The sequence below is a fragment of the Pseudomonas sp. B20(2017) genome, assembly GCF_002113125.1.
Taxonomy (GTDB): Bacteria; Pseudomonadota; Gammaproteobacteria; order Pseudomonadales; family Pseudomonadaceae; genus Aquipseudomonas.
In genome coordinates this window covers 33,409-45,117 of the sequence record NZ_NEJP01000004.1, presented here as the reverse complement: position 1 = coordinate 45,117, position 11,709 = coordinate 33,409, and the positions used below count along the sequence as shown (strand labels likewise).

At 61.9% G+C, this 11,709-nt stretch carries 9 protein-coding genes; all 9 read right to left on the bottom strand.

Annotated features, from left to right (window positions below):
* Positions 1-12 precede the first annotated feature (12 nt).
* The 9 genes from CAF63_RS07150 to CAF63_RS07110 all read right to left on the bottom strand — a co-directional run bounded on the left by CAF63_RS07150 (position 13) and on the right by CAF63_RS07110 (position 11,708).
* Positions 13-1,548 (bottom strand): MFS transporter, encoded by a 1,536-nt coding sequence (locus CAF63_RS07150; RefSeq protein WP_085684361.1) that lies wholly within the window; start codon positions 1,546-1,548, stop codon positions 13-15.
* 102 nt (positions 1,549-1,650) lie between these two features.
* Entirely contained in the window at positions 1,651-2,568 is a 918-nt protein-coding gene (locus CAF63_RS07145; RefSeq protein ID WP_085684363.1) for a LysR family transcriptional regulator, read from the bottom strand.
* Between the two features lie 175 nt (positions 2,569-2,743).
* Positions 2,744-3,610 (bottom strand): ABC transporter permease, encoded by an 867-nt coding sequence (locus CAF63_RS07140; RefSeq protein ID WP_011331855.1) that lies wholly within the window; start codon positions 3,608-3,610, stop codon positions 2,744-2,746.
* Between the two features lie 20 nt (positions 3,611-3,630).
* Complete coding sequence (locus CAF63_RS07135; RefSeq protein ID WP_007957720.1) at positions 3,631-4,491, bottom strand: ABC transporter ATP-binding protein; 861 nt, start codon at positions 4,489-4,491, stop codon at positions 3,631-3,633.
* A gap of 5 nt (positions 4,492-4,496) precedes the next feature.
* Positions 4,497-5,522 (bottom strand): ABC transporter substrate-binding protein, encoded by a 1,026-nt coding sequence (locus tag CAF63_RS07130; RefSeq protein ID WP_085684366.1) that lies wholly within the window; start codon positions 5,520-5,522, stop codon positions 4,497-4,499.
* 18 nt (positions 5,523-5,540) lie between these two features.
* On the bottom strand, positions 5,541-6,437 hold the full coding sequence (locus CAF63_RS07125) for a TauD/TfdA family dioxygenase (protein ID WP_085684368.1): 897 nt from the start codon (positions 6,435-6,437) through the stop codon (positions 5,541-5,543).
* Between the two features lie 370 nt (positions 6,438-6,807).
* Positions 6,808-8,175 (bottom strand): HlyD family type I secretion periplasmic adaptor subunit, encoded by a 1,368-nt coding sequence (locus tag CAF63_RS07120; RefSeq protein WP_011331851.1) that lies wholly within the window; start codon positions 8,173-8,175, stop codon positions 6,808-6,810.
* Complete coding sequence (locus CAF63_RS07115) at positions 8,165-10,321, bottom strand: type I secretion system permease/ATPase (protein WP_085684370.1); 2,157 nt, start codon at positions 10,319-10,321, stop codon at positions 8,165-8,167. Before CAF63_RS07115 ends, CAF63_RS07120 begins: the two co-directional genes overlap by 11 nt.
* A 34-nt stretch (positions 10,322-10,355) precedes the next feature.
* Positions 10,356-11,708 (bottom strand): TolC family outer membrane protein, encoded by a 1,353-nt coding sequence (locus CAF63_RS07110; RefSeq protein WP_085684372.1) that lies wholly within the window; start codon positions 11,706-11,708, stop codon positions 10,356-10,358.
* Between the last annotated feature and the right edge of the window lies 1 nt (position 11,709).

Genomic DNA, 11,709 nt, shown 5'->3' with positions numbered 1-11,709 from the left:
CTTCTATTTCAGTCAGGTCGGCGCGCGCGGCGGAAAGATCCGCGTCGGCAGCCAGAAAATCAGCAGGATCAGCGCCACCGCGACGCCAGCCATGCACAGATAAAGATCCGAAGAAGTCAGCACCACCGCCTGTTCGTGAAGGCGATGAGCGAGGCCGGGGTCGTTGCTCGCGGCCAGCGGCGAGTTGCCGAGGCGATCGACCAGCATCGTCGAGTGAAAATGCAGACGCGAAGTGGTCAGCGCTTCGATCACGCCAGTGGCGACCACCGCCGCCAGGCCTTTCACGGTGTTGAACCACGCCGAGGCGAACGGCCCGTCCTGTGGCTGGATGCTGCCGGTCGACAGCATCAGCAACGGCAACACTGCCATCGGCTGGCCGAAAATCTGCAGCCATTGCAGAACGTAGAAATTGTCGCGAATCCACACCGAGGTCAGCTGCGAGCCACCCAGGCAGGACAACACCAGCATGCTCAGCCCGATCCCGAGCACCCAGCGGCAATCGACCCAGCGCAGATTGCACAGTGCCGCCACCAGCGGCAGCGCGATCAGTTGCGGCAATGCCGCCAGCAGCATGATCGGCGCGGTCTGTACCGGCCGGTAACCCTGCACCTGAGCCAGGTAACTCGATGGAATCAGCACCACCGCCAGCAGCACCACCAGCACGCCGGCCAACGTCATCAACGCGAACGACAGGTTGCGAATGCCGAGCATCTGCAACTTGAAGAATGGAATCGGCTGCGACCATTCATTGATCAGAAACGCCACCAGCAACAGCGAACCGGCGCCGAGCAAAGCGCAGATCAGGTTGGATTCGAACCAGTCCAGGCGATTGCCCTGCAACAGGCCGATTACCAGCATGCAGATCGCCGGAAAGCCCAGCAGCAGGCCTTTCCAGTTGAACGACTTGAGGCGCTCAAGACGCAGCGGATCCTGCGGCAAACCGTATGCAACAGCAGCCATGGCGATCAGGCACGGCACGATGATTTGCCAGAACGTCCATTGCCAGCCGACATATTCGGTCCACAACCCGGCCAGCGGCGTGCCGAGACCGGGGCCGAAGGTGGCAGTCAGGGCGTAACCGGCCAGACCGTAAAGCTTGATGTTGGCCGGCAGGAATCGCAGCGCAACGGTCATCAGCATCGGCGGCAACGCGCCGCCGGCCAGGCCTTGCAAGATGCGCATCAGCAACAGGCTTTCGTAGTTCGGGGCGAACGGGCAAAGCACCCCGAGCAGGGTGAAGATGCCAATGGCGCACAGGGTGAAACGACGCAGGGAAAAGGTCACCGAGCACCACGGCGCGAATGCCATGGCCGCCACCGAGGTCGCGGTGTAGCTGGCAACCAGCCAGGTGCCTTCGTCGTAACCGATGCTCAGGGCGCCGCGAATGTCGGCCAGGGCAACCTTGGTCACCATCTCGTTGAGACCCGACACCAGCACCGCCAGCAGCACGCCGACCAGACCGATGATGATGCGCGCCCCGAACACCGGTTGCGCGGCGGCCATCGGAGCGGCAGCGGCAATCGGCGCCGTGACCGTCAGGGATGTCATGCAGGCAAACTCCGGAGGGAAAAATACCGGAGCATGGTAGTAGGGCTTAGTGCTGACGAAAATTGACTTCTTGGCAGTTTATAAGTGCATCAGACGCAATCGTCAGGGCTGCGCCGCCAGCCAGGTTTCGTCGCAGCAGGTCTTGAGGGTTTCGCGCAGCCAGCGGTGGGCCGGATCCTTGTCGAATCGCGGGTGCCAGGCCTGGGTCAGCATCAGGGTCGGCAACGGGATCGGCAGATCGAACGAGCGCAGCTTCAAACCCAGCCGTCGCACGCTGAGCAGCGCTTCCTTGGGCACCGGCAGGATCAGGTCGGAGTCCGGCAGCGCGAACATTGCCGCATGGAAACTCGGCGCGATCACTGCGACTCGCCGCTCCAGGCCCAGGGCATTCAACGCGGTGTCGATAGGCCCCCGGGCAATGCCCCGACGGGACATGCTGATGTGGGAAAACCCGGCGTAACGCTCGGCGGTGATCTCGCCATCCAGCAGCGGGTGATCTTCACGCACCAGGCCGACGAAGTGGGTGGAAAACAGGTTCTGTATTTTGACTTCCGGGGTCACCGGGCGAGTGTTGCTGACACTCAGGTCGATCCGCCCTTCGCGCAAGGCTTCATCGTCGCCGTCGCCCTCGGGAACGAAACGCAACTCACAGTGCGGCGCCAATTGATCGAGGGTATCGAACAGCTTGCCGCCGTACACGCCGACGAAAAAATCGTTGGCGCGAATGCTGAAGCGCCGGCGCAACGTGCCCAGTTCCACGGCATCGGCCGAGCGAAACAGCAGCGCCGCCTGCTCGACCACCTCGCGCACCTGCTCGCGCAGCTCCAGCGCCTTGGGCGTCGGCACCAGACCGCGACCGGCACGCACCAGAATCGGATCGCCAATGGCTTCGCGGATTCGCGTCAGCGTACGGCTCATGGCCGCCGGGCTGAGGTTCATCCGCCGCGCGGCGCCGACCACGCTGCCCTCGTCGAGCAAAGCGTCGAGGGCGACCAACAGGTTCATGTCCGGGAGTTGCATACTGAGCACTCGTGACCGATCAGGATTGATCCGGGTGCAATGCTAGCAAACATACTTGAAATCGGTGGCGCATGAACCGACGTCTTCGCGAGCAAGCCCGCTCCCACAGAGGAAATGCATTTCAAATGTGGGAGCGGGCTTGCTCGCGAAAGGGCCAGCCGCTTCCGCACACATCTCAGCGCTGCATCCCCCAGCGTTTCACCGTCACCCGCTCCAGCGTGTCGAACACCAGGTTTTCCACCAGCAAGCCGATGAGGATCACCACGGCCAGACCGGCAAACACTTTGTCGGTGTACAGCTCATTGCGGTTCTGGAAGATGTACCAGCCCAGGCCACCCTTGCCGCTGGTGGCGCCGAATACCAGTTCGGCCGCGATCAGGGTGCGCCAGGCGAAGGCCCAGCCGATTTTCAACCCGGCGAGAATCGATGGCAGCGCCGCCGGGATCAGGATGAACAGCACGAAACGCATGCCCTTCAAACCGTAGTTCCGGCCGGCCATGCGCAGAGTTTCCGAAACCCCGAGAAACCCGGCATACGTGTTCAGCGCCAACGCCCACAGCACCGAATGCACCAGCACGAAAATCAGACTGTTCTGGCCCAGCCCGAACCACAACAACGCCAGCGGCAACAGCGCAATCGCCGGTAGCGGGTTGAACATCGAAGTCAGGGTGCTGAGCAGGTCCCGACCCACCTGGGTCGAAACCGCCAGCGTGGTCAGGGCGAAGGCGAGGACGATGCCGATCAGGTAACCCTTGATCAGCACCACCAGCGAAATCCAAACCTTGCCCAGCAGTTCGCCGCTGAGCAGGCCGTCATACAGCGCATGACTGGTCTGCAAAAAGCTCGGTAGCAGCAGATCGTTGTTCTGCACCCGGGCAACCACTTCCCAGAGCACGGCGAGCAAAATCAGGATCACGCTTTTGCGCAGCCAGCCCTGTTGCCACAGGCGCTGGCCGAGCGGCAGTTCGCGCTCCACCGGGACGCTGGTCAGCGGTTGCAGATCGTTTTCGAATTCTTGACGTACGGATGATGAATGGCTCATCGGGCAACCCTCCAGGCGGCTCAATAAGCGATGCGGATATCGGTGAAATCCAGTTCGCGCTCGGTTTCCGGCGACTGCCCTTCATCGAACAGCAAACGGTGAATGCGCCGAGCCGATTCCTGAAACGCCACGCCGCCAAGGCTGTGCAGATCGTATTGATGGCTGTGCACTTCCGCCCTCACCCGGCCCGGGTGCGGCGACAGCAGCAGGATGCGATTGCCCACCACCAACGCTTCTTCAATCGAGTGGGTGACAAACAGCAAGGTGAAACGCACCTCCTCCCAGAGCAGCAGCAACTCCTCCTGCATCTTGCGCCGGGTCAGGGCGTCCAGCGCGGCGAACGGTTCGTCCATCAGCAGGATTTTCGGCTGCATCGCCAGCGCCCGGGCAATCGCCACCCGCGCTTTCATGCCGCCGGACAAGGTGTGCGGATAGGCATCGGCGAACGCCGCCAGACCGACCTTTTCCAGATAGTGCAGCGCACGCTCTTCGGCTTCTTTTTTCTTCAGCGTGCGCGAAGCCAGCAGCGGAAACATCACGTTCTGTTTGACGGTTTTCCACGGTGGCAGTTGATCGAACTCCTGAAACACCACGATCCGGTCCGGCCCCGGCGCGTCGACGCGCTGGCCCTGCAGACGGATCTCACCCTCACACGGCGCAATGAACCCCGCGACAGCTTTGAGCAAGGTGGATTTACCGCAGCCGGACGGGCCGAGCAGCACGAAGCGATCCTGTTGATCGACTTCGAAACTGACCTGGTGGGTGGCCCGCACGACGCGCTGCGGCGTGCGGTATTCGAGGCTGACCTGGTCGACCGCCAGCAGCGCTTGCGCGGTGGCGATCGGGTTGCTGGCCGCGTGGCCTTGCAAAGGGGCGTTCATGTCGATCAGCTCCCTTGCAGCGGTTTGGCGTCCTGGAAGAAGTAGTCCTTCCACGATTCGGGTTTATTTTTGATGGCGCCGACGCGGTAGAGGAATTCGGCGAGCGGGTAGGTGTTTTTCGGCGTGACGCTGAATTCGAATTGCGGGTTGTCGATGATTTTCAGCAACGCGGCGCGGTCGATCTTGGCCTTGGTCACGCGGATGTAGGTGTCCGCCGCCGCACCTTTATCGTTCTGCGCAAATTGCGCGGCTTCGGTCAGGGCTTCGACGAACGCCTTGTAGGTTTTCGGGTTCTCGTTGCGGAATTTCTCGGTGGCGAACAGCACGGTCGGCGAGTTCGGGCCGAGCACGTCATAGGAGTTGAGCACCACGTGCACGTTCGGATTTTCCAGTGCCTGATCCTGGAACGGCGGGTTGGAGAAGTGCCCGGTCAGCTCGGTGCCGCCGGCAATCAACGCAGCGGTGGCGTCCGGGTGCGGAACGGCGATGGTGTACTTGTCGAGGCGATTGAATTCCTTGTCACCCCACTGTTTGGCCGCCGCGTATTGCAGGAAGCGCGACTGCACGGAAACGCCAACCGCCGGCACCGCGATGCGGTCCTTCTCGGTGAAGTCGGCGATGGTTTTGACCTTGGGATTGTTGCTGACCAGGTAGTACGGAAAGTTGCCCAGCGAGGCCACGGCTTTGACGTTCTGCTTGCCGTGGGTGCGATCCCAGATGGTCAGCAACGGCCCGACACCGGCGCCGGCAATGTCGATGGAGCCGGAGAGCAACGCATCGTTGACCGCCGCGCCGCCGGACAACTGGGTCCAGTCGACCTTGATGTCGAGCCCTTGCTGCTTGCCATACTTCTCGATCAGTCCCTGATCGCGCACCACATTGAGCAATAAATAGACAATGCCGAACTGTTCGGCGATGCGGATTTCACCTTCGGCGTGGGCCATGGTCGGCGCCACCAGGCTGCCGGCGATCAGGCTGAAACCGAGGCCGATGGCCGCCGCCAGCGGAGCGAATGAAAGACGTTTGGACATGATCGGATCTCCGGCAAATCAGAAAGGCACGTCGCCCTGGATGGTGGTGCGATACAGCTTGCGGCGCAGGTGCGCAGGGCAACCGGCGGCAAGATGGATCAGCGAGCGGTTGTCCCAGAACACCATGTCGTGGGGCTGCCATTGATGGCGATAGATGTTCTGCGGCAGCACGCTGTGGGCGTAGAGCTCGTCGAGCAGTTGTTTGCTCTCGTCTTCCGGCAGGCCGACGATGCGGGTGGTGAAACCTTCACTGACGAACAACGCCTTGCGGCCATTTTCCGGGTGAGTGCGGACCACCGGGTGCACGACCTCGGCGACCTGAGCCAGTTGCTCCGGGGTCAGGGTCGGGCGCCAGTTGCCTTCGAATTTGGTTTCGCTGTAGCGCGCGGTGTAGGAATGCGCAGCCGAGCGGCCTTCAACGGCTTTGCGCAGCGCGTCGGGCAGGCTGTCCCAGGCTTTGTGCATGTCGGCGAACAGGGTGTCGCCGCCCTCGGACGGCAGCTCCTGGGCGTGCAGCATCGAGCCGAGGCTCGGCAGCTCTTTATAGGAAAGGTCCGAGTGCCAGAACTTGCCGGCATCACCGAGTCCGATGTTCTGGCCGTTCTCGACGATGTTGGAAACGATGAGGATTTCCGGGTGATTGGCCAGCAGGAACTGCTTGAGCACGTGGATCTGCAACACGCCGAAGCGGCGGCTGAAGTCGATCTGCTGTTGCGGGGTGATGCGCTGGTCGCGGAACACCACGACGTGGTGATCGAGGTGCGCGCGGTGAATGCGGGCGAAGTCTTCGTCGTTGACCGGACGGGTCAGGTCGAGGCCGAGGATTTCGGCGCCGACGGCCCCGCTGAACGGGCGGATCTCGAAGGTTTGCGGCGCGGCAGTCGCGGCGCTTGGGGTAGCAGTAGCTGCGGACATCAATCAATCTCCCACGCACGGCGCGCTCAAGGGCGCGCGCGTCGATCAGAAACTCACGCTGGATTGCGTGTTGGTTCGTGTCGTGCGGCGCGCCGATTGGTCGGCAGGTACGCAGGAGGCTGACTTTATAGCTATAAGAAGCGGAATTTAAATACTGTTAATGAATAACGATATGGCGATTGCTTAGGAATGGACTGGACGGTGAGTGACCATTTGTGTCACTTCTGGACGGAATGTGTTGTTCCGACAGACGCCTTCGCGGGCAAGCCCGCTCCCACAGAGTTCTTTGGTGAGCAAACAATCGTGTTCTAACCGAGATTCCTGTGGGAGCGGGCTTGCCCGCGAAGAGGCCTGAAAGGCCAATAAAGATCTAGCGTTCGTGCAGCGCCTCGGCCCGCGCCCGGATGATCGGTTTTAGCAGATAGCTCAGCACGGTCTTCTTGCCGGTGATGATGTCCACCGACGCCACCATCCCCGGGATGATCAGCAACGGCTTCTCGTCAGTGCCGAGATGGCTGCGCTCGGTGCGCAGCTTGATGACGTAGTAGGTGGTTTTCTTGTCTTCGTCGGTGATGGTGTCGGCGCCGATCTGCTCAAGCTTCGCCTTCAAACCGCCGTAGATGGTGTAGTCATACGCGGTGAATTTCACCGTGGCTTCCTGGCCCGGATGCAGGAACGCGATGTCCTGTGGGCGGATCTTCGCTTCGACCAGCAGGGTGTCGTCCAGCGGCACGATTTCCAGCAGGTCGCTGCCCGGCTGGATCACGCCGCCGATGGTGTTGACCAGCATCTTGTTGACGATGCCCCGCACCGGCGAGGTGACGAGCGTACGGCTGACCCGGTCTTCCAGCGCCTTGCCGGTGGCCTGGGCCTTGTTCAGGTCGGTGCGCGCCTCGTTGAGCTGAGTCAGGGCTTCGCTGCGGAACTTGCCGCGCGTCTCGTCGATTTTGCGCTGTACTTCCTTGATCGCCGATTCGGCGCGCGGGATCGCCAGGGTGGTGGCGTCGAGCTGACCACGGGTTTCCACTTCGGCACGCTTGAGTCGCAGCACTTCCACCGGCGACACCGCGCCCTGGGCCACCAGCGGCTCGGACATGTTGATTTCCTGGCGTTGCAGGCCCAGTTGCTGGCGGTACTGCGCCTGCTTCGAGGTGAATTCGCGCAACTCCTGCTGACGCTGAATCAACTGTTCCTGCAGGCCACCGACCTCGTCGTGCAGTTGCTGACGACGGCTGATGTACAACGATTCTTCACTTTTCGCCTGACCCGGCACGGCTTTAAGCACGTCCTCAGGGAAATTCAGCGGACGGTCATCGACCTCGGCGCTCAGGCGCTCGACCCGCAGCAGCATCGACAGCCGATCAGCCTCGGTTTCACCAACGTTGGAAGCGAAGCGCGTGTCATCCAGGCGTACCAGCGGCGCGCCGGCCTCGACGATCTGGCCTTCCTTGACGAACAGCTCGGAGACGATCCCGCCCTCGAGGTTCTGGATTTTCTGAATCTTCGACGAGGGAATCGCCTTGCCGTCGCCCTTGGTCACTTCGTCGATCACGGCGAAGTTGGCCCACAGCATCAGGAACACGAAGAAACCGATGATCGCCCAGATCGTCAGGCGCACCACGCGCGGCGCGTCCTCGATCAAGGCCTTGTTGACCTCCGGCAGCGGCTGGCCCTGCAGCGATGCCGAGCCTTTGAAGTAGCGGCGGATCGAATCCTTGAAACCCGACTTAAGCAACACTGATCTGCCCCTTCTTCAACGCTTCCATGACGGCCGCTTTCGGGCCGTCGGCGAGGATCTGTCCACGGTCGACCACCAGCAGGCGGTCGACCAGCGACAGCAGCGATGCCCGGTGCGTCACCAGCACCACGGTCTTGTTTTCCACCACTGCCGCGAGGCGTTGCTTGAGACGTTCTTCGCCGGTGTTGTCCATGGCGCTGGTCGGTTCGTCGAGCAACAGGATCGGCGGATTGAGCAACAGCGCCCGGGCCAGGGCGACGTTCTGGCGCTGACCGCCGGACAGGTTCTGCCCGCGCTCGCCGACTTGCAGCTCATAACCCTGCGGGTGCAGGCGGGCGAATTCGTGGACGCCGGCCAGTTCAGCGGCCTGCAGGACCAGCTCGTCCTCGACGTAACGGGCGCCGGAAATCAGGTTGTCGCGCAGGGTGCCAGCCAGCAGCTGGATGTCCTGCGGCACGTAACCGATGTTGTAGCGCAGCTCGCTGACGTCGATCTGACGGATGTCGACGCCGTCCACCAGCAACGCGCCGTCGTCCGGTTGATAGAGGCCGACCAGCAGTTTCGCCAGCGAGCTTTTGCCGGAGCCACTGCGGCCGATGATGCCGATCTTCTCGCCGGGACGGATCACCAGGTTGATGTTCTTCAGCGCCGGGTTCTGTTGTTCCGGGTAGGTGAAGCTGAGCTGGCGGCATTCGATCGCGCCTTGCAGAACCTTGCGGCTCAGCGGGCGTTCTTCGAAATTGCGCTCCTGCGGCAACTCCATCATCTGGTCGACCGAGGTCATGGTCACCCGCGCCTGCTGGTAACGGGTCAGCAGACCGGACAGCGAGGCCAGCGGGCTGAGGGCGCGGCCACTGAGCATGTAGCAGGCGATCAGGCCGCCCATGCTCAGGTTGCCGGCGATGATCTGGTACACGCCGAAGACGATCATGATCACCCCGGCCAGTTGCTGGATCAGCAGGGTGATGTTCATCGCCAGGCCGGAGAGCATTTTCACCCGCAGCTCGAGGCGGCTGAGGGTGCCGATGGTCTGTTCCCACTGATACTGGCGTTCGCTTTCGGCGTTGTTGACCTTCACCGCGTCGAGACCGGCGAGGGTTTCGATCAGGCTCGACTGACGCTCGGCGCCGAGGGCCATGGTGCGTTCCATAGTTGCCACCAGCGGCTTCTGCAACGCATAGCCGATCAGCAGCGCAATCGGGAAGGCCAGCACCGGAATCCACACCAGATGCCCGCCGAGAATCGCAATGACAATGAAGATCAGGATGGTGAACGGCAGGTCGATCAGGCTGGTCAGGGTCAGCGAGGCGAGGAAGTCGCGCAGGCTCTGGAACTCGTGGATGTTCTGGGCAAAGCTGCCGACCCGCGCCGGGCGGTACTTCATGGCCATGCCGACGATGCGTTCGAACAGCGTGGCGGAGATGATCAGGTCGGTTTTCTTGCCGGCCAGATCCAGGCACAGGCTGCGCAGGCTCTTGAGGATCAGATCGAACATATAGGCGCCGGTGATGCCCAGCGCGAGGACCCACAGGGTCGCTTCGGCCTGGTTCGGCACCACGCGGTCGTAGACGTTCATCACGAACAGCGGCGCGGCCATGGCGATGATGTTGATGAGGAAACTGGCGGCGATGGCGTCGGCATACAGCCAGCGCGAACGCTTGAGGGTGTCGCGAAACCACGAGCGCGCACGCGGGATCAGCGTGCCGTGGTTGACGTCGAATTTGTGCTGGGGCTGGGCGAAGAACACTTTGCCGGTGTAGTCGTCGGCCAGCAGCTCGCGGCTGACCAGGGACTCGCCGCCGTCGCTTTCGCTGAGCAGCACCCGCGCTTCGTTCTCACCCTGCCAGCCGAGCAGGACGGCACTGCGGCCATCCTTGAGCAGCAACAGCGCCGGCATGGCAATCGCCGGAATTTCTTCCAGCTTGCGTTGCAGCACCCGCCCTTGCAGCCCGGCGCGCGCCGCTGCACGGGGCAGCAGCTCGACACTCAGACGTTGTTTGGGCAGCGGCAGGCCGGTGGTCAACATCGCCGCACTGGCCGGTTTCTGGTGGAGCATGCAAAGAGCGAGCAGACCATCCAGTAACGGATCGTCGTGCAACGCGCGTGGATCATGACTGAGATGAACTCGACTGACTTCTGATTCCACGCTCGGCACTCTTTAACTGTTGAAAAGGGACAACTCAATTCATCCCAGGCAGCTGGACCTTGGGCTTCACGTCGTTCTGCACAACGGATGCCAATGGTGCGACCACTCCCTGGCTCTTGAGCAATTCGCCCATGGTCGCCTTGATTCGGTACTGAGTAAATAACTGAATGTTTTTGATTTCAGCCAGACGCCGCGAAGCGGTGAACAACTCGTTTTCGCTGTCGAGCAAATCCAGCAGGGTACGTTCGCCGAGGCTGAACTGACGCTGGTAAGCGGTGCGCACCGAGGTGCTGTGATCAACGTATTGTTGAGCGATCGGCACCTGAGCGTTGGCATTGTTCAGGGCGTTCCAGGCCAGGCCCAGTTCTTCATTCAATTGACGCAGGGCGTTGTTGCGGATGTCCAGCGCCTGGTTCGACAGGTAGGACTTGGATTCCAGATCCGCCTTGTTGCTGCCGCCCGAATACAGGTTGAAGCGCATGCGCAGCATGGCCTGCCATTCGTTGTTGTGACCGTTCTGGCCGTCGAGGTCGTTGTCGGCGGTGCGGCCCAGCTCGGCGTCGAAGCGCGGGTAGAAGGTCGACTTGGCGGTCTCGTACTGCTTCTCGGCAGCGGCGATGTCGGACTCGGCCGAGCGCAGGATCGGGCTGTTTTCCAGCATCTGTGCGCGGGCTTCATTCAGGTTGGCCGGCATCATCGCCAGGAACGGCGCCGGACGCTCCAGTTGATCGGGCATCTGGCCGACGGCGCTGAGGAAATTGGTTTCCGAGTCGGCGAGGTTGGTCTGCTCGGTGATCAGGTTGTTGCGGGCCTGGGCCGTCCGCGCTTCGGCCTGATCGAGGTCGGCACCGCTGCCGACGCCGCGCTGGGTGCGCAGCTGGATTTGGTCGTAGATGCGCTGGTGGCTCTTGAGGTTTTCTTCGGCCAGACGCACGAACTCACGACGGGTCAGTACATCCAGATAAACCTGGGCCACGGTCAGCGCAGTGCGCTCGGAAGTGCCCAGCAAGGAATAGGCGCGGGAGTTGACGGTGGCTTGTTGACGCCCGACTTCGCTGGACGTCGCAAAACCGTCAAAAACCATTTGCGACAGACGCAAACTTGACTCGCTGCGGTTCAGCGTTTCCCAGTGATTGCCGCCGCCATTGGCGCGGGTGGTCACACTGTCGGTGCCTTCACGGCCGTAACCACCCAGCAGATCGACCTTGGGCAGGTATCCACCTTTTGCAGCCTTTAATTGATAATCCGCGGCCAGCCGACTGTTGACCCCTGCCTGGATTTCCGGATGGACATCCAGCGCCTGCTGCATGGCTTCTGGTAAGGATTGTGCTTGTACGAAAGAGGCGGCGAGAGCGAAGGGTAGAGCCTTGAACAGGTGCGAACGCATG